Below are 19,250 nucleotides of genomic sequence, written 5' to 3' on the forward strand. Positions count from 1 at the left end.
GGTTTTTAACAGGTAGCTGCGCATAGGATTGTGCTGCGCAGGTTAAGACTGGCCTCTAAGTATAAAGCGCCTGCCCGGATATACCAGGCAGGCGCTTTATACTTATAATTACAGGGAAATTTATTTTACTTCTCCGTTTTCGGCAGCCTGCTTCAGTTCATCGTTTGCTACCACAATTATCTCTACGCGGCGGTTTTGCTGGCGACCTGCTGCGGTGCTGTTATCCGCGATAGGCTGATCGTAGCTGTAACCTTTTGCCTGCAGGCGTGAGCCGTCTACACCCAGGCTGCGGGCATAAGCAGCAACGGCCTCAGCACGGCGCTCCGACAATTTCTGGTTTAATTCATAAGAACCGGTATTGTCGGTATGGCCTTCTATGATAACGTTGGTACCTTCATACTTCTGCAGCGTTTCAGCAAATTTCTGAATATCCTCTTTCGCCTTCGGGCTTAATTCTGCAGAACCTGTCTGGAATAAGATACCGGAATCGAAGTTGATACGGATGGCCTCGCCTACGCGCTCCACTTTGGCGCCTTCCATACTCTTCTCCAGTTCCTCGGCCTGCTTGTCCATACGGCGACCGATAACGGCTCCGGTAGCCCCGCCTACGGCAGCACCGATGATGGCGCCGGCGGCAGTATTGCCCAACCTGTTTCCGATAATACCACCCAGCACAGCGCCGGAACCCGCTCCGATAATGCCGCCTTTGGTGGTTTTCTTCATTCCGGTATTATTGTCGTCCTGCTTTGGCTGGTCCACCACTGTTCCGTCGTTTCCTACGCCGGCCACGGGCTTGGAAGACTGGCAGGAAGAAAACAAAAGTGTAACTGCCAGCAATGGGGTAAGTGACATCTTGATAAGTTTCATAATTTCTGTGTTGGTAAATGTTTGAATGTTGTTGTTTGTTTTTAAAATTAAATTCCGGCACATGCAGGCCTGTTTACACGTGCTAACGCAATACTGATGCCAAACTTATATAAACTATCCGCTATATGCTGAAGTTATGATTTAAATGCTGCAAAATAGGCATAACATACTATACCTTAATTTCCGGGGCCGATACCAGACGGTTGCAAGCAAACATAAAAGCTCCTGCCTGATGTACTGGCAGGAGCTTTTATGTTTGTATCGGGCCGGGATGCCTTTATGACACCTTTGCTGCCTTTCCGTTTTTAGATTTCAGGTTATCTTTGCCGTCAGATTCGGGACGCAGCATGGCCAGCAGGTCGCTTAGCTGCTGTTTCAGTTCCTTGCGATCCACGATAAAATCCAGGAACCCGTGCTCCAGCACAAATTCGGCACTCTGGAAGCCCTTGGGCAAGTCCTTGCCAATGGTTTCTTTGATAACGCGCGGGCCGGCAAAACCAATTAAGGCACCAGGCTCTGCAATATTAAAGTCGCCGAGCATGGCATAAGAGGCGGTTACGCCACCCGTGGTTGGATCGGTGAGCAACGAAATATAGGGCAGTTTATCTTCTGCAAGCAGCGCAAGCCTAGCAGCGGTCTTAGCCATCTGCATCAGCGAGAAACCAGCCTCCATCATGCGTGCGCCACCCGATTTTGAAATCATCAGAAAAGGTGTGCGCGTTTCGCGGGCATGATCAATGGCGCGGGCAATCTTTTCGCCCACCACCGAACCCATGGAACCACCAATAAACGAAAAGTCCATACAGGAAATGGTAATAGGCTGGCCGTTCATGGTACCGTAGGCCGAGCGCACGGCGTCTTTCAGGCCGGTAGCTTTTTGGGTAGCGGCAATGCGCTGCGGGTATGGCTTCGTGTCGGTAAAGTTCAGCGGATCACCGGAAACAAGGTCTGCGTCCAGTTCGGTAAACTGGTTGTCGTCAAACAGAATGGCAAAATATTCACGGGAGCCGATGCGGTCATGGTAATTGCATTTCACGCAGGTGCTCAGGTTCTTGCGGTGCTCGACCATGCTGGTTACCGTTTTGCAGTCGGGGCACTTGTACCACAGTCCGTCCGGCGTCTCTTTCTTCTCTTCCGTTGGGGTATGAATTCCTTTTTCTACTCTTTTAAACCAAGGCATCATAGTTAAAAGCGTGCTCGCCGCACTTTAAAGTTTTGTGAGTATACCCTGATCTGGCAAGGTATAAATATAGTGGCCTGCCTCCTGCCGGCACCTGTAGCGGCTCCGGAAAAAGGCGGGCTGCAAAAATAGGCAATTATCAGCAGTTGTACTACAAATTATGCTATCGTAATAATTTTAAGAGATGCTGCAGGGTTAAATTTATGAAGCCCTTCTAATGTCTTGCTCTTTTCTTGAGCACACCTCCGGCTGCCTCTTTTATCGTATTGGTAAATATAAACGCTTTGGGATCAATTTCATGCACTACATTCCGCATTCTTCTGACTTCCAGGCGCGTTATCACTGTAAAAACAATATCGCATGGCTGGCTGAAGTTAAAATTATCTTTTAAGAATCCCCGCTCCCCTTTGTAAACCGTTATACCTCTGCCTAGTTCCACTACGAGTTTTTCCTTTATCAGCTGGCTTTGTCCCGAAATAATGGTTACGCCCGTATACTCTTCCAATCCTTCAATAACGAAGTTTATCGTCCGTGAGGCAGTATAATAGGTTAAAATCGAGTATAAGGCGGTTGGCAGGCCCAATTGCAGCGCTGCAATCAGAAATATAACAATGTTGATTCCGAAAATGATCTCGCTGATGGTAAGGCCGCTACGCTTCAAAGTATAAAGCGCCAGCACTTCGATGCCGTCCAGGGCGCAGCCGGCACGCATTGATAGCCCGACGCCCAGGCCCATAAAAACGCCGCCGAATATAGACACCAGCAACTTATCGGAAGTTATAACAGGATAAGGCACAAACAGCAAACACACAGCCAGGCCAACGATGCAGCCAAACGTTTTCCAGGCAAAGCTGCGGTTAACGTGATAGGCGCCCATGATGATAAACGGCACATTAGCCAGTATGATAACGTAAGCAATATTTATGTGATATATTTCATGGATAAGAAGTGAGATACCCGTAACGCCGCCATCAAAAAACTGATTCGGAACCAGGAACCCTTTTAACGCAAAGCCGCAAAATAAAATACCCGTAATAACGTACAAAGTATCTATCGCCGCATCAGAGAAATCGATTTTTTTTGCTTTCATTATCGTATAAAACACAAGTACCGGAAATACCGGATAAGAGACCTCCAAAGTATAAAATCCTGCTCGTCAAGCACATCTGCACCGTTGACAGCCGACATCCCGCCTCCGGCAGTTCCTTAGTCAATATACACTGCCCGCTTACAACTTAATCTTTCATAATGACAGTGCATACATGCGGGGTATACTCCAACAGATCTTCATCGCAGAGCACGATATCAGCAGCTTTGTCCTTCTCCGGTGAGCCCACGCGCTTCTCCTGCCTGATAATTTTTGCCGGTGTGCTGGTGATGGAAGCCTGGCCCGCCATTCATCGCCTGCCGATTTCATACAAAAGGCTAAAGTAAACCGTTGGTTTAATTTAGCCCCTCAACTTAGGTATTTTATACCTGAAATAAAACAGCCGTTCCTCTTATAGCCCACTCTCTCATTATTGGTATACTTGCCTGCCCCTTTGCTGCAGCCGCCACCAGCCGGGAAAGTACCCTATAGCTATTTATCACCGCTGTTAATTATATATACTTATCTAAATCTCTATGAATGATGAAAGTAGGCATAGAGATTTTTTTACCGACAGCTTACGTATGCTATTCGGAAAACAACCCGGTAAAATAAAGAACAAGTATAAAAAGAACGTGGCCGCTGTTGATACAGCGGCCACGTTCTTTTTATACTTGTTCTTAGATATCAATAATCAAGGTTACTCATTATACAGTACGTGCAACATGGTCTGGCCAACGGCTTTCAGGGTTCTGCGGCTGATGATGTCCATGTTGTCGGTGTGGCGATGGTGATAGGGGCCAAAGTAATCTCCGTCGGCAGCGCCCATGTTGTATTCTATCACGTCTATCATCCGTATGTTTCCCCAGTCGTTTACGTATGTATGGTCGTCCGTAATGGCTGGCGCATTCACATACTTAAAATAGTCGGAGTAGCCGATGTGGTTGGCGGCTTTCCATATTTTGTCTACAATGCCTTTGGCGTACTGCATGGAGGTTCCTTCGCGGGCAAACTTCGCATTTTCGGCGCCCACCATGTCCAGCAACACGCCGTAGCTGGCTTTATAGTTGGGCACATGCTTGTTCTTGCTCCAATACTGCGCCCCCAGGCACCAGGTATCTGCTTTATAAGGCATGCCGCTGTTGTCGGGCTGGCCGTAATCCTCGCCGTCAAAAAAGATCATATCCACCCCTACACCTGGTTTTTGCTCTGCTTCATGTATGGTGCGGGCCATTTCAAGCAATATGCCTACGCCGCTGGCGCCGTCATTGGCGCCGTCGCTCGGCGTTGCCGGATTTTTTTCGTCTTTGTCGGCAAAGGGGCGCGTATCCCAGTGAGCAGCAAATAGCACACGGTCAGCAGCCTGCGGGTTATAAGAGGCGATGATGTTGCGCAGGTTCAGCATCTTGCCGTCATAGGCGCGCATCTGAAAGTTCTGCACCTTTACCTCAGCCCCATAGTCGCGCAGCTTTTGTATAATCCAGTCGCCGGTGTTTTGTGCAGCCGGCGAGTTGGGTATGCGCGGCCCGAAAGCAACTTGCTTTGCTACGAATTTGTAAGCCGAATCGGCGTTAAACTCCGGCGCTTTTACGTCTGGCACGGTTTCCTCAACCTTGGCCTGCCGGCTGCCGCTGTTTCCGGCCGAGTCGCAGCTATACGTGGCCAGCGTACCGGCAAGCAACAGCATAGGCAGCATTATTTTATTCTTCATAAGCCCAGTCAATTCCTGTTTTTAAATCTTTAATGGTGATGCCCTGCTTTTTCAGCTCCGCCCGAATCAGGTCTACTTTGTCGTAAGCTTTGCCTTCTTTCGCCTCCCTGTAAAAAGAAAGCACCAAATCCAGCATCTCTTCTGTATCACCGATCGGCTCCTCCCGCAAGCCCAGCACATCTAGCACCAGCCGGGTATAGGTGTTCCGAATCGTATCGAAAGTGCCGCGCGTGAGCGAGCTAACCGGAAGCTGCCCTAAGTATAAGCTGTTTACTTTTTTGAGCAGGTTGAACAGGGCCGCAATGGTGCGCGCCGTGTTCATGTCATCGTTCATCCCCCGGAAGCAATCCTCCGTCAGCTTCAGCAGTTCTTCGTTCAGCTTCTCGTCCGGCGTGCCGGCCTCCTTGGGATATTGCAGCTTTTCGAGTATGCGCAGGCCGTTCATCAGCTTGGTGTAGCCTTTGCGGGCCGCCTGCAACGCTTCGTTGCTAAAGTCGAGGGTGCTGCGGTAGTGCGCCTGCAGAATAAAGAAGCGGATCGTCATGGGCGAATACTTCTCTTCCAGCAAAGCATGGTTACCGCTGAACAGCTCGCTCAGGTTGATGAAGTTGCCCAGCGATTTGCCCATCTTCTGCCCGTTCACGGTAATCATGTTGTTGTGCACCCAGTATTTGGCGGCATCTGTGTGGTTGTCGCTGGCCTGACTTTGAGCAATCTCGCACTCGTGGTGCGGAAACATCAGATCCAACCCACCGCCATGTATATCAAAAGTGGTGCCTAAGTACTTGCGGCTCATGGCCGAGCACTCCAGGTGCCAGCCCGGAAAGCCGTCGCTCCAGGGCGAGGGCCAGCGCATGATGTGCATGGACGAGGCTTTTTTCCAGAGCGCAAAATCAAGCGGCGATCGCTTTTCCTCCTGCCCTTCGGTGGCGCGGGTATTGGCAATCAGGTCATCTATGTTGCGGCCCGAAAGCTTTCCGTAATGGTGGCCTTCATTATAAGCCGGCACATCAAAGTACACGGAGCCGTTTACCTGGTAAGCCAAACCGTTTTTCAGTATTTCCTGAATCATCTCTATCTGCTCGATGATGTGGCCGGAGGCGCGGGGCTCGATATCGGGGGGCAGCACGTTCAGCTTGCGCATTTCGTCGTGGTAGATGTTGGTATAATGCTGCACCACCTCCATCGGCTCCAGGGCTTCCAGTTTGGCCCGCTTCTGAATTTTATCTTCCCCTTCATCGGCATCGTTTACCAGGTGGCCTACATCTGTAACGTTGCGCACATAACGCACGGTATAGCCCAGGTACCTGAGGTAGCGGTAGAGCACATCAAAGGTAACGGCGCTGCGGGCATGGCCCAGGTGCGGCTCGCCATACACCGTAGGCCCGCACACATACATGCCCACAAAAGGCGCGTGCAGCGGTTCGAATACTTCTTTTTTGCGTGTAAGCGTGTTATAGAGGCTGAGTGCTTGTTGCATAGTATAATTAAGATGTATAATCCGGAGCGGTTTATACTTGTGTTTTTAAGTATCCGTGTTTAATGTGCTGATGGGTTAAGTATAAGTATGACTGACCTTGCTGCAAGTGCCTGATATCTGTATCCTGATTCAGACAAACAACAATTAACAATCAACTCTTTCCTGCCTCAAAATTATACATATCGTCTTCTATCTCCTAATCCTGCTTTTCTGCGTCTTGCTGCTCCAGCACATACTTTACCGAAACCGGGAAGTGGTCAGAAAGCCCCATCTCGTAATGCGTTTCATACTCGTAAGCTTTCAGGCCGTCGCTGTAAAACTGGTTATCGATACGCAGAAACGGCAGCGGGCCATTGTACGTGGCGCCCACGCCGCTGCCGGCCTGCACAAAAGCGTTCTGCAACTCATCTGCCAGCCGGCTGTACGTATAACTGAACGGAATATCATTGAAGTCGCCGCATACAATAACCGGGTAAGGTGCGGTTTCTATTTGCTCCAGCAGCAGTTCTACCTGGTGCCCCCGAGCAATAAAGCCCTTGCGCAGTCGCCGGGCCACATTGCGGCCTTCCTTCTTAAAACTCTCTTCGTTGCCGATGGCATAGTACGTATTTTCGATGTCTTCAGATTTGATACTCATGGATTGCAGGTGCGCATTATAAATCCGGATGGTATCGCCTTTTACATCAATGTCTGTCCAGATAACGCGGTTGGGGCTGGATTTACCGAAGTTGATAAGGCCCTTATTCACGATAGGATACTTTGAGAAAATAACCACGCCAATGTCGCCCTTTTCGCGGTCGATGTTTGCCACAGAAAAAAACCTGAACTTGTTGTAGCGGATGCCTATTCTGCTGATAGTATTGTATACGTTGGAGTGGCGCTTGCTATAAAACTCCTGCAGGCAATACACGTCGGCCGGATGCCTTGCAATCCAGTCAATCATTTCTGCAGATGCCGGTGCTTCGCTTTTGTTGCTGGCCAGGTACGCGTTAAACATGTGGGTATTGTAACTGAGCACTTCCAGCGTTTTGGCGCCTGCCGGCACTTCCTCATCGCCAAAGTTAAACGACACCAGGCGTGCATAGTAGTTCCATCCGAACAGCAGCACTGCCAGCGGCAGCACCACAATCCAGGAGCGCCGCAGTGCCCAGTACAGCAAAAACAGGAAGTTGAGCGCCAGTGCACCCGGCAGCGAGAAAGCAATAAAACCGGCCGGCCAGAACTTGTAGGGCGGCACCTGCAGGCACAACACGCCCAGCACTACCCAGAGCACCACCCCGATATTCAGGATAAGCCAGATTCGCCTTCTTATTCTCTTAAATGTTCCCGACATTGTAGCAAAATTACAAATAAAGCGCTTACCTATCCCACGCCCGCAGCAAATATCTGCCTCATCCGCAAACGCCACAAGGTGCTTTAAAAGCCGAAGAACTTTTACGCAGCAGGCTGCGTTTGTATTTTACATGCTTACCTGGGGTATAATCGGCTTTAGTGGCAGGCCCGGTTATACTTAAACTCAATTTAATAGTAGCCTCAAACAAAGACTGTTGTATATATAATGTTTTTGTCGTAAATTTGTGGCATTATTTCCAGGGAGCTGAGGGGACATGAAGTCCCCTTCTTTATTTCTTAAAGTTACTTATGGCACTAACTGCGGCAATCATACGTGAGATGGCGGAAGCCAGCCTTCCGGAATCTGACCTGTTTATAGTGGATGTGACGGTATCTGATACGCCTGTCCGGCCTAAGATAACGGTGCTGGCAGACGGCGAGCAGGGCATTACCATCGATCAATGCGCTACCATCAGCCGCCGCATCAACGCAAAAATTGTGGAGGTATTTGGCGAAGAAATAAGCTATGTGTTGGAAGTAAGTTCGCCGGGCGTGGATTTCCCACTTACGCAGCCCAAACAGTACCAGCGCAACGTAGGCCGCAGCCTGAAGGTAAAACTGCAGGACGGCGCCGAAAAAACAGGCAAGCTGGAAGAAGTAACTGAAAGCGGCATCGGCCTGCTGGAGGAGGTTAAACAGAAAGGCAAAAAGGCAACGCATGTGCCTGTGCAAATACCTTTCGGGGAAATTGTGAAAGCAAATGTTGTAATATCTTTTAAATGATAAAATAATGAACAGTTCAGTCCTGATCGAGTCGTTCGCGGAATTTGCGAAATTCAAGAACATAGACCGCCCGACCATGATGCGCATCCTGGAGGATGTGTTCCGCACCATGATCCGTAAAAAGTGGGGTACCGACGAGAACTTTGACATCATCCTGAATGTGGAGAAAGGTGACCTGGAGATTTGGCGTAACCGCGAAATTGTGGACGACAACTCCGAAGACATCTGGGACTATGACAAGATCAGCCTGTCGGATGCCCGGAAAATAGAGGCTGACTTTGAGGTAGGCGAAGAAGTATCGGAAGAAATACAACTTGAGGATTTCGGCCGCCGCGCGGTGCTCACAGCCCGCCAGACGCTTATCCAGCGCATCAAGGACATGGAAAAGGAGTTGCTGTTCCAGAAGTATAAAGATCAGGTAGGCGAAATCATTTCCGGCGAAGTATACCAGGTATGGAACCGCGAGGTACTGCTGCTGGATCAGGAAGAAAACGAACTGCTTATACCTAAAGCCGAGCAAATACCCAAAGACCGTTACCGCAAAGGCGACCAGGTACGCGCTGTGGTGCAGCGGGTAGAAATTGTGAACGGTAACCCGAAAATCATACTTTCGCGCACGTCGCCTGCTTTCCTGGAGCGCCTGTTTGAGAACGAGGTGCCGGAAATATTTGACGGGCTGATTGCCATTAAGAAAATTGTACGGGAGCCGGGCGAACGCGCCAAGGTAGCTGTAGAATCTTTTGATGACCGCATTGACCCGGTAGGCGCCTGCGTAGGCATGAAAGGCTCCCGCATACACAGCATTGTGCGCGAACTGGAAAATGAAAACATCGACGTTATAAATTATACCGAAAACCTGGAACTCTACATCCAGCGTGCGCTCAGCCCTGCTAAAATAAGCAGCATGAAGATTGACGAGGAAGGCGGCCGCGTATCGGTATTCCTGAAGCCGGACCAGGTGTCGCTTGCCATTGGAAAAGGCGGCCAGAACATCAAGCTCGCCAGCCGTTTGGTCGGGTATGAAATTGACGTGTTCCGTGAGTCTGAAACTTATGAGGAAGATATTACCCTGAATGAGTTCTCGGATGAAATTGAAGGATGGATAATTGACGAACTCCGTCGCATTGGCCTCGATACCGCAAAAAGTGTACTGGCCGTGAGCAAAGAAGACCTGCTGCGCCGCACAGAGCTGGAAGAAGAGACCATTGACGACGTGCTCTCTATCCTGCGTGAGGAGTTAGAAGAAGAAGACAATAATCAATAGTTGTGAGTTGTGTCCCTATGATATAATTTTGTAACAAATTTATGTCGAAGCACAGCTCCGGTGCCTCTATCCAGGCAGCTATACTTTAACAGAAGCATAAAAAGACAGCATATTAGAAAATGGCAGAAGAAATAACAAAGAGGCTTAAACAGGTTGCAACCCACTTAAACATTGGCACTTCCACCATTGTAGATTACCTGTCTGCCAAAGGTTTTGATGTGGAAAACAAGCCCACAACCAAAATCACGGCAGATCAGCTCAGTATGCTGGAAAAAGAATTTGCTTCCTCCAGACAGGACAAGCGCGAGGCAGAGGATCTCAACATTGGCAAAAAACCGCAGAGCAATCAGGTTATTGAGTCGGCAGCACAGCCGCATGAGGCCAAAAAGCCGGCCGAGCCTGAACAGGAAGTGCTGATTACATCGGTGCACCAGCCTAAGCCCCAGGCAACACAGCCCAAAGCCCCGGAAGCACCAAAAGCGCCGGAAAGAGCGATGCCTGTTGAAGAGCAAAAGCTGCGTGGCTTTACAGTAGTAGGCAAGATTGAACTGGATGCAAAAGGCAACCCAATCCCGAAAAAGGCAGAACCGAAGGCGGAAGCGCCAGCACCGGCTGTTACAGCACCAGCTCCTGCACCAACAGTGGAGAAGCCTGCTGCGCCGGCACCACCGGCTACGCCAAAAACAGAACAGCCTGTAGCCGAACAACCACCTGTAGCACCGCAGCCTGAAGCCAAGGCACCGGAAGCGCCTGCTGCTCCTAAACAAGAAACACAAACACCAGCTGCGCCACAAGCAGAAGCGCCAACGCAACCGGCTGCCGCCGAAAAGCCAGCTGAGAAACAACCGGAGGCGCCTAAGCAGCCTGCACCTGTACAAACGCCTGAAGCCCAGGCGCCGGCGCAACCAGCAGCAAATACACCTGCAGATAAAGAACAAGGACCAATAGAAACAATTACAGCAAAAGCCGACCAGCTGAAAGGCCTTACGGTGCTTGGCAAAATAGAATTGCCAGTAGAATCCCGTAGAAAAGGTTCCAAGCCGGTAGCATCTTCCGACGAGAAGAAAGGCAAAAAGAAAAAGCGCAAGCGTATTATGGTGGCCACAGAAGGTAGCCAACCCGGACAAGCAGGGCAGCAAACGCAGCCTGGCCAGTCGGCGCAGCAGGGCAACAACCGCCCTATCCGCCCGATGGTACAACGCGAACAGAAAGGCGGCAGGCCTGCAGGCGCAGGAGGTCCGGCCAGAGGCGGACGTCGTGATGTGGCACCGGCCCGTGCAGATAAGGCGGAAGTAACAGACAAGCAGATTCAGGAGCAGATTAAGGCTACACTGGCGAAACTGAGCGGTGGCAAAGGCGCTGGTGGCAACCGCGCCAAGTATCGCCGGGAGAAGCGTTCAGCCATTGCAGATGCTACTGAGGAGCGCCGCATGGCAGAGCAGGCCGAATCAAAAACACTGCGTGTTACCGAATTCGTGTCGGCCAACGACCTGGCTTCGCTGATGGATGTGAGCGTAAACGACGTTATCAAGGTATGTATGCAACTGGGCATGTTCGTGTCCATCAACCAGCGCCTCGATGCCGAAGCCATCACCATTATTGCTGATGAATTTGGCTACGATGTTGAGTTCATCACTTCAGAAGATGAGCAGGCCCTGGAAGATGTTGCCGAAGAGAACGAGGAGGATTTGGAAGAGCGTGCGCCGATTGTAACCATCATGGGCCACGTTGACCATGGTAAAACATCGCTGCTCGACTACATCCGGAATGCCAACGTAACAGCCGGCGAGGCAGGCGGTATTACACAGCACATCGGGGCTTACAAAGTAAAAACCGAAAGCGGCCGTACCATCACCTTCCTCGATACGCCAGGCCACGAAGCCTTTACGGCTATGCGTGCCCGTGGCGCCAAAATAACGGACGTGGTTATTATTGTGGTAGCCGCTGACGACGCAGTGATGCCGCAGACAAAAGAGGCCATCAACCACGCACAGGCAGCAGGCGTGCCGATTATTATTGCCCTGAACAAAGTGGATAAGCCAGCCGCCAACCCGGACAAGATTCGGGAAGAACTGGCCCAAATGAATATACTGGTAGAAGAATGGGGTGGCAAGTACCAGTCGCAGGAGGTATCGGCTAAGTCTGGTTTAGGCGTGCCGGATCTGCTGGAGAAGGTGCTGCTCGAAGCCGAATTACTGGAGCTCAAGGCAAACCCTGATCGCCAGGCTGTAGGCGCCGTTATCGAGGCGTCGCTGGACAAAGGCCGTGGTTATGTAGCTACTGTACTGGTTCAGACAGGCACCCTGCATATTGGCGATGTGGTACTGGCCGGCTCTCATTACGGCAGGGTAAAGGCAATGACCGACCACCGTGGCAAGAAAATGAAAGAAGCCGGGCCGTCCACGCCGGTGCAGTTATTAGGCCTGGAAGGTGCGCCGCAGGCAGGCGATAAATTCCTGGTGATGGATTCGGAGCGCGAGGCGCGTGAAATTGCTTCTAACCGCTCCCAGGTACAGCGCGAGCAAAGCCTGCGTACCCGCAAGCACATTACGCTTGATGAAATTGGCCGTCGTTTGGCAATCGGTTCGTTTAAGGAGCTGAATGTAATTGTGAAAGGCGACGTGGATGGTTCCGTAGAAGCGCTGTCTGACTCTTTGCTGAAGTTATCGACCAATGAGGTGCAGGTAAACATCATCAACAAAGGGGTAGGTGCTATCTCAGAATCTGACGTGCTGCTTGCATCGGCCTCCGACGCTATTATTATCGGTTTCCAGGTACGTCCTTCGGCCAATGCCCGTAAGCTGGCAGAGCAGGAGCAGATTGATGTGCGCCTGTACTCTATCATCTACGATGCCATCAACGAGGTGAAAGACGCCATGGAAGGTATGCTGGCGCCGACCCTGAAGGAAGAAATTACAGGTAATGCAGAGGTGCGCGAAGTATTCAGGATTACCAAAGTGGGTACCATTGCCGGTTGTATGGTTACAGACGGAACAATACAGCGTAACGCGAAGGTACGCCTGGTGCGCGACGGCATTGTGGTGCACGACGGCGAGATTCTGGCGCTCAAGCGTTTCAAAGACGATGTAGCCGAGGTAAGACAAGGATACGAGTGCGGTATCAGCCTGAAAGGTTTCAACGAAATCCAGGAAGGCGACGTGATTGAGGCATACGTGGAAAAAGAAGTGAAGCGTACGCTATAAGTATAAATGCTGCAAGTATAAATTAGTATATAAAAAAGTCCCCGGCCGCGAAAGTAGCCGGGGACTTTTTTATATACTAAGGCGCTATTAAAGGTTGAAGGAATAAAATAAAGCGAACAAGGGCGCAGAGTATAAATTCTTCTATATATTTATAAGACATAGTGCTATACCAATAGCTACTTCATATACAGTGCAGATAAAAGCGTATGTTCACGTTAAGCAGATAGTTAGGTGCCACTTATTGAATGAAAACAAAAGCTGAAAGGTATATTATAATATTCTTCGCGTGTTTCCTGCTTTTATGGGGATGTGAAGAGATATTGAGAAGAAAGATAGGCGGCTTTGCTGGTAGTTATCCATATGTAGAATACTGGGACATAAAAGCAACTTAAGAAGAAGTTCTTGAAGCTATAAAAGAAGTAAAACAGGAGAATCCTTCATTGCAGCCTCCATATCAAGAGGAACTTGTGCCAATGAGAAACTCAGAATATGATTGGGACTCTCCAGAAATGATAGAATATAATAAAAAGTTTGACATAGATTCACTAACTCCTCTTCCTCCAAAAACAAAGGCAAATACTAAGGAGGGGTACTGGTTATATGTAGACTTCTATTATACTGACACAGGAGAAACAGTTCATACTTGGACAAGGCCTAGTTTTGACAGTACAACAACATTTGCTTTGGTAAGTCTAAATGATAGACTTATAAACCGGGACTATTGGTACCTAGCGAATAAAAGAGAAATCAAGAAGTTTAAAACAAGAATTGTCGATAAAATAAAAGATAAAATTAAACAAAGAAGAAAAAGCGGCACCTAACCCTGCACAGGCTTCATACTCAACTGCGCCTCGTTCGCAGCCTGTACTAACCGTCCGCAGCAATTTAATGACACACCTCTAAGCCGGAAATTCCAACTGACATTCTTTTAATTCGAAAAAAATTTGCGAAACCGAATAGTTGCACATATATTTGCAACCGATTGGTTTCATAAACTGAAATTTAAATAATATGAGACGAGACATTTTTCAGGCAATAGCCGACCCGACCAGGCGGGCGATTATTACCTTGATTGCATTGCAGGCAATGACACCGAATGCCATTGCCGACAACTTCAACACCACGCGGCAAGCTGTTTCTAAACACCTTCGCATTTTAACAGAGTGTGAATTGGTAAAACAGGAACAACAAGGCAGGGAAATTTACTACTCCCTTGAAATTGAAAAAATGAAAGAGATTGATAAGTGGTTAAACCAATTCAGAGAAATTTGGGAAACCCGGTTCAATCAACTTGACGAAGTATTAGCAACAATTAAAAAACAGGAAAAATGAAAAACGATTTGCTATTTGATTTTACCGTCGACAAAACAACAAAAACGGTATTCTTTAACCGAGAATTTGCCGCCGGTCTTTCGCTGGTATGGGATGCTTTTACCAAACAAGAAATTCTCGACCAATGGTGGGCACCTAAACCCTGGGCCTCAAAAACAAAATTCATGAATTTTGAAGTCGGCGGACGAAGATTTTATGCGATGGTAAGCCCGGAAGGAGAAGAGCGCTGGTCCATTCAGAAATATACTTCCATTAGTCCAAAAACTAATTTCAAAATGACGAATACTTTTGCAGACAAAGATGAAAACCCTGATTTGCCCGGTTCTGATTGGGATTTGAATTTCAGCGAACAAAACGGAAAAACAAAAGTCAGTATTAGTATTTATAATGAGTCGCTTGAACGCTTAGAGAAGATGATTGAAATGGGCTTCAAGGAAGGATTTGCTATGACAACGAACAACCTGGAAGAATTATTGGCAACTTTATCGCAACGACAGTAGAAAAACTGCTACTAACGGAGCCAGTATATCAGCCTTTGATACAATACAGCAAAGCCATAAAACAAGTATAAGCAAACAGGCTGCCGCGACAAAGGCACAGCAGCCTGTTTGCTTATACTTGTTTAAACCTGCCCGTTCTGGCCGGCTCCGGTTTTAATGCTTCGCCCGCTTGCGTTTCAGCCTTTTCTTGTCGCGCTTGTGCTTCTTCATCATATCTTTTTCTTTCTTCAGAATGGCTTTCATGCGCTTGCTGTTTTTGATGTTCTCCTTAGCAAAGCGGCTGCGTTTGCCATCTTCGTACGCATTCCAGCGCGCATCAAGGCCTTCGCCGCGTTTGCCCACTGCATCTGCCGAGGCGCCCCTTGTTTCGGCTTTGGAGGTTCCCCAATATTTATCTTTTGATGTCCCCGTGCTGCTTTGCGTGGTTTGTGCCGAAGCCTCCGAAAAACAAAGCATACCGCCAAAAGCCAGCATTAACAAAAATAATTTCTTCATATCAACAGATTACGATAACACTTACAGAACGCACATATACTCCTAAAGTATACATTGCGGCAATAACGATGCCCGATATTTTAAAGTTCGTTTAATTAAATTTATAAGAGAGCCCGATGCCAAGCACTTCCTTTGTTTGCAGGCGGGGCCCGCTGCTGTCAATCTTCCCGTCCTCGTTGCTGTCCACTGCTATATTCACGTCATCATCATAAATCAGGTGCACAAGCAGGCTGGCCGAAATAAAACTGTTTACCTTGAAATTCAGCGCATTCTCCCAGTTCACGTCTATATTTTGCGGATCATTCAGGTAATTCGTGAAGAGATCAAGCTTGGACTGGAGCGTAACGTTTTGCAGGATTTCCTGCTTGTAGCGCACATTTACGTAGCCTCCAAACTCCTTCCGCAGGTGCTTGCCCGTGCCGGGAATAAGATTTCCGGATGCATCTCTTGCAGCGCCCTTTACGCCAAAAGCGCCCCTGTCTGCCAGCATCTGGCTTTCTACAATGGTGAGTTTGCCTGTTAAGGGCGAGATAAAGACCGAAAGGTGATCATTGGGCTTGTAATCCATACCCAGCGAGAGAAGCACAAAAGCCGGCGACATAAAACTGGAAATCAGTGTATCGCGGGTTTCGGTATAGGTAGGTGTCAGCTGTGTTTTCAGGTTTAGCTGCGCAGAGTAAAACCACCGCTCCGATGCTTTGTAGCCATACTTTACATTCAGTTCCAGCTTGTCGTCGCTCTTGCGTACCTGCTGGTTTTCGAGTTTCACCATGCCATAGGTTATATCCAGCGTGTTGTTCCAGCTACTTGGGCCGTGTTTATAGTTGCCGTATAGGTTCGCCACACCGAGCACCGAAAGAGCGTTCTGTCCGCCGGAAGCCCAGTTACTGAGGCTAATCTGGCTGAAATTAACGGTGCCTTCGCCTCCGAAATCCCAGATGTCAGTTGTGTCAGCAGGCGCTGCCTCCTGGGCCATACCTGGATTTAAGCAAAAAATAAATGAAATAGAAACAAGGGCAGCTACGCGTAAAAATAAAGGCATGTCATGTAAAAGCGTGAAACATCAAACTGTTTTATCTCTTGGGGAGGCAGGAGCAATGGTGTCGCCTTTCAGCAGGTCACGGATTTCGGCCAGCAGCACTTCCTGCTTGTTAACAGCCGGCGCCGGCTTGGCTGCTTCGCGCTCGCGCAGGCGGTTAATGGTGCGTACCAGCAGGAAAATGGCAAAAGCGATGATGAAAAAGTTAATTACCGTTTGTATAAAATTACCATAGTTGATGGATACAGCGGGCTGCAATATTTCGCCATTTTCCACCACAGCGTCCTTCAGGATTATCTTCAGCCGCGAAAAATCCACATTGCTGATGAGCAGGCCCAGCGGCGGCATAATGATATCATCCACCAAAGACTTGGTAATACCCCCAAAGGCAGCACCAATTACGACGCCGACTGCCAGATCGATAACATTGCCTTTTACAGCAAATTTTTTAAACTCTTCAAAAAAGGCCATAACAGTAGGGTTTAATGTTATAAAAGAATTTGTTGTATAAACAGGTAACAGCAGTATGTAAAACTTACTTCTACGGCCATTAGGCCACCAATCAGCAGCCTTGCTAATTAGCTGTTCAAGGATGTAACTAAATCATTATATTTGTGCCTGAAAACAGAGTTTAACCAGATCTGAAAGTCGAAATGTCTATATACGAAAACCTGCTGCTTGATCTGAACAACGGCATTCTAACGATAACGATTAACAGGGCCGATAAGCTTAATGCCCTAAATATAGATACAATCCGGGAGATAAAAAACGCAGTGCAGCAAGTATACGACGAGCCCTCTGTGAAAGGCGCCATACTGACAGGCGCCGGTCCGAAGGCATTTGTAGCAGGCGCCGACATCGCCGAGATAGCAGAGCTGAGTGAAGTAAACTCCCGCAACTTTGCCGAGCGCGGCCAGGAAGTGTTTGGCATGATTGAGCGTTGCAATAAACCTATTATAGCAGCGGTAAATGGTTTTGCGCTGGGCGGTGGCTGCGAACTGGCCATGGCCTGCCACATGCGTGTAGCCAGCGACAATGCACGCTTTGGCCAGCCGGAAGTAAACCTGGGCCTGATACCCGGCTATGGCGGCACACAGCGTCTCACCCAATTGATAGGCAAAAGCAAAGCCATGGAACTGCTGATGACGGCCGATATGCTTTATGCAGAAGAGGCCAGGCAACTGGGCCTGGTAAACTATGTGGTGCCACAAGAGCAACTGCTAAACAAATGCAGGGAACTGCTGGAGAAAATCATGAGTAAAGCCCCGCTAGCTGTCGGCCTGGTAATAGAGTGCGTAAATGCGGTGTATGACAAAGAGGAGAACGGCTACCAGACCGAAGCCAACGCCTTTGCCCGCTGCTGCACCTCCGAAGATTTTATTGAAGGCACAAACGCTTTTCTGGAAAAGCGCAAGCCTGTTTTTAAAGGACAATAATTTCATTTTGCATTACCCAACCCTGAGACGTACCCCATGAGTATAGCCAAGAAACTGGTTGGGCAAACGGCTGCCTATGGTTTAAGCAGCATTGTGGGCAGGGCGCTTAATTACCTGCTCGTACCTATCTATACCGCTATTTTCCTTCCCGCGGAGTATGGTGTGGTTTCTTATCTCTACGCTTTTGTCGGCTTCTTTAATGTGCTCTATACGTATGGTATGGAGACCACTTATTTTCGCTTCGCTACCAAGACGGGTGCCGACAGACAACAACTCTACAACCAGGTACTCACGATGGTGGGCAGCACCAGCCTGCTGTTCTCCGGCATACTTATACTTGCCTCCGGTGCCATTGCCCGCTATATCGGCTACCCGGACCAGCAGGAGTATATTACCTGGCTGGCTATTGTGCTGGCCATTGATGCTATTGTTAGTATACCTTTTGCCAAACTGCGGCTACAGAACAAGGCGGTTAAGTTCGCCTCCATCAAACTAATCAATATTTCCGTAACGGTGGGCGCTAACATGTTTTTCCTGGTGCTCTGCCGTGACATTTACAGGGGCGAATACCTGCAGGAACTGCGCCCGCTGGCAATGCAGCTGTACAATCCCGCCTTCGGTGTCGGCTATATCTTCCTTATCAACCTGGTGGCAAATGCTTTGCAGATCCCGATGCTTTGGAAAGAACTAGTCAGTTACCGGTTCGAGTTGAACAAAGAACTGCTGCGCCCGATGCTGGCTTACTCCTATCCACTGTTGCTTATGGGTATAGCAGGCGCAGTAAACGAACTGTTCGACCGGATTCTGTTGCAGGAATGGTTGCCGGAAAATTTTTATCCGGGTATGAGCAATATGGCAGCTGTAGGCGTGTACAGCGCCTGCTACAAGCTGTCTATATTTATGTCGCTCACCATACAGGCTTTCCGTTATGCGGCGGAGCCGTTCTTCTTCTCGCAGGCCGAAGACAAGAACTCCCCCCAGACTTTCGCTTTTGTAATGAAGTGGTTCGTAATCGCCTGCGCTTTTATTTTTCTGTTCATATCAGCTAATCTGGAGGACTTTGCTTTGCTGCTGCGCAGCGCCGCTTACCGCGAGGGCATCATGGTAGTGCCTGTATTGCTGCTGGCTAACTTGTTTCTGGGTATATACTATAACCTCTCGATCTGGTTTAAGCTCACAGACAAAACGAAGTATGGCACCTACATCAGCTTTGGCGGGGCGGCTATCACCATCATCTTCAACCTGCTGCTTATACCGGTGCTGGGCTACATGGGCTCGGCCATTGCCACATTTGTCTGTTACTTCGGCATGGCACTGGTAAGTTACCTCCTGGGCAACCGTCACTACCCGATCCCCTACCCTGTTAAAGCTATCCTGGGGTACATTCTGTTTGCAGTAGTGCTGGTTTGGCTGGCTTTAAATGTGCCAGTTGCCGATTTCTGGCTGCGGCATGCTTTCCACCTGATGCTTTGCCTGGCTTTTGCAGCTGTTGTATGGTTGCGCGAACGGCCTCGCTTCCTTCAGTTTTAATTTATATCTTT

The 19,250-nt window shown here is 48.9% G+C and carries 18 protein-coding genes; 8 read left to right on the forward strand and 10 right to left on the reverse strand.

Translation table 11 applies throughout. The features are described from left to right. Nucleotides 1-120 precede the first annotated feature (120 nt). From I2I11_RS09350 to I2I11_RS09380, 7 genes are all read right to left on the reverse strand, one after another. On the reverse strand, nt 121-867 hold the full coding sequence (locus I2I11_RS09350) for a YiaD family glycine zipper/OmpA-like lipoprotein (RefSeq protein WP_230680006.1): 747 nt from the start codon (nt 865-867) through the stop codon (nt 121-123). A 277-nt stretch (nt 868-1,144) separates the two neighbouring features. Beyond that, the gene (gene accD, locus I2I11_RS09355; protein WP_196267489.1) at nt 1,145-2,047 is read right to left on the reverse strand and encodes an acetyl-CoA carboxylase, carboxyltransferase subunit beta; all 903 of its coding nucleotides are present in this window, start codon (nt 2,045-2,047) and stop codon (nt 1,145-1,147) included. A 214-nt stretch (nt 2,048-2,261) separates the two neighbouring features. Beyond that, nucleotides 2,262-3,137 (reverse strand): YitT family protein, encoded by an 876-nt coding sequence (locus I2I11_RS09360; RefSeq protein ID WP_196267417.1) that lies wholly within the window; start codon nt 3,135-3,137, stop codon nt 2,262-2,264. A gap of 145 nt (nt 3,138-3,282) precedes the next feature. Beyond that, nucleotides 3,283-3,444 (reverse strand): hypothetical protein, encoded by a 162-nt coding sequence (locus I2I11_RS09365; protein ID WP_196267418.1) that lies wholly within the window; start codon nt 3,442-3,444, stop codon nt 3,283-3,285. A 390-nt stretch (nt 3,445-3,834) separates the two neighbouring features. After that, nucleotides 3,835-4,845: a M28 family peptidase gene (locus tag I2I11_RS09370; RefSeq protein WP_196267419.1), complete on the reverse strand. Its 1,011-nt coding sequence runs from the start codon at nt 4,843-4,845 to the stop codon at nt 3,835-3,837. Beyond that, on the reverse strand, nt 4,835-6,325 hold the full coding sequence (gene cysS, locus I2I11_RS09375) for a cysteine--tRNA ligase (RefSeq protein WP_196267420.1): 1,491 nt from the start codon (nt 6,323-6,325) through the stop codon (nt 4,835-4,837). Before cysS ends, I2I11_RS09370 begins: the two co-directional genes overlap by 11 nt. A gap of 196 nt (nt 6,326-6,521) precedes the next feature. After that, the gene (locus tag I2I11_RS09380) at nt 6,522-7,658 is read right to left on the reverse strand and encodes an endonuclease/exonuclease/phosphatase family protein (RefSeq protein ID WP_196267421.1); all 1,137 of its coding nucleotides are present in this window, start codon (nt 7,656-7,658) and stop codon (nt 6,522-6,524) included. A 308-nt stretch (nt 7,659-7,966) separates the two neighbouring features. Here I2I11_RS09380 and I2I11_RS09385 point away from each other — a divergent pair, with 308 nt between their 5' ends. From I2I11_RS09385 to I2I11_RS09410, 6 genes are all read left to right on the forward strand, one after another. After that, the gene (locus I2I11_RS09385; protein ID WP_230680007.1) at nt 7,967-8,440 is read left to right on the forward strand and encodes a ribosome maturation factor RimP; all 474 of its coding nucleotides are present in this window, start codon (nt 7,967-7,969) and stop codon (nt 8,438-8,440) included. 7 nt (nt 8,441-8,447) lie between these two features. Then, entirely contained in the window at nt 8,448-9,704 is a 1,257-nt protein-coding gene (gene nusA, locus I2I11_RS09390; protein WP_196267422.1) for a transcription termination factor NusA, read from the forward strand. Between the two features lie 119 nt (nt 9,705-9,823). Next, nucleotides 9,824-12,907: a translation initiation factor IF-2 gene (gene infB / locus I2I11_RS09395; RefSeq protein WP_196267423.1), complete on the forward strand. Its 3,084-nt coding sequence runs from the start codon at nt 9,824-9,826 to the stop codon at nt 12,905-12,907. Nucleotides 12,908-13,380: 473 nt separating this feature from the next. Then, the gene (locus I2I11_RS09400) at nt 13,381-13,728 is read left to right on the forward strand and encodes a hypothetical protein (protein ID WP_196267424.1); all 348 of its coding nucleotides are present in this window, start codon (nt 13,381-13,383) and stop codon (nt 13,726-13,728) included. Nucleotides 13,729-13,918: 190 nt separating this feature from the next. Continuing rightward, nucleotides 13,919-14,239, forward strand: a complete 321-nt coding sequence (locus I2I11_RS09405; RefSeq protein ID WP_196267425.1) for an ArsR/SmtB family transcription factor — start codon at nt 13,919-13,921, stop codon at nt 14,237-14,239. Continuing rightward, nucleotides 14,236-14,739 carry an SRPBCC family protein gene (locus tag I2I11_RS09410; protein WP_196267426.1) on the forward strand — a complete coding sequence of 168 codons (504 nt, stop codon included), beginning with the start codon at nt 14,236-14,238 and terminating at the stop codon, nt 14,737-14,739. The genes I2I11_RS09405 and I2I11_RS09410 overlap by 4 nt, the downstream gene beginning before the upstream one ends. 153 nt (nt 14,740-14,892) lie before the next feature. Here I2I11_RS09410 and I2I11_RS09415 read toward each other — a convergent pair whose 3' ends face one another. From I2I11_RS09415 to mscL, 3 genes are all read right to left on the reverse strand, one after another. After that, nucleotides 14,893-15,234, reverse strand: coding sequence for a hypothetical protein (locus I2I11_RS09415; RefSeq protein WP_196267427.1), 342 nt, complete (start codon nt 15,232-15,234; stop codon nt 14,893-14,895). Between the two features lie 91 nt (nt 15,235-15,325). Further along, complete coding sequence (locus I2I11_RS09420) at nt 15,326-16,210, reverse strand: DUF3078 domain-containing protein (protein WP_196267428.1); 885 nt, start codon at nt 16,208-16,210, stop codon at nt 15,326-15,328. Nucleotides 16,211-16,297: 87 nt separating this feature from the next. Then, the gene (gene mscL / locus I2I11_RS09425; protein WP_196267429.1) at nt 16,298-16,744 is read right to left on the reverse strand and encodes a large-conductance mechanosensitive channel protein MscL; all 447 of its coding nucleotides are present in this window, start codon (nt 16,742-16,744) and stop codon (nt 16,298-16,300) included. Between the two features lie 182 nt (nt 16,745-16,926). Between mscL and I2I11_RS09430 the strand changes: the two genes are divergently transcribed. Further along, the gene (locus I2I11_RS09430; RefSeq protein ID WP_196267430.1) at nt 16,927-17,709 is read left to right on the forward strand and encodes an enoyl-CoA hydratase/isomerase family protein; all 783 of its coding nucleotides are present in this window, start codon (nt 16,927-16,929) and stop codon (nt 17,707-17,709) included. Between the two features lie 36 nt (nt 17,710-17,745). Beyond that, nucleotides 17,746-19,239 carry a lipopolysaccharide biosynthesis protein gene (locus I2I11_RS09435; protein WP_196267431.1) on the forward strand — a complete coding sequence of 498 codons (1,494 nt, stop codon included), beginning with the start codon at nt 17,746-17,748 and terminating at the stop codon, nt 19,237-19,239. Nucleotides 19,240-19,250: the final 11 nt, after the last annotated feature.

It is taken from the genome of Pontibacter rufus (genome assembly GCF_015694705.1).
Classification (GTDB): domain Bacteria; phylum Bacteroidota; class Bacteroidia; order Cytophagales; family Hymenobacteraceae; genus Pontibacter; species Pontibacter rufus.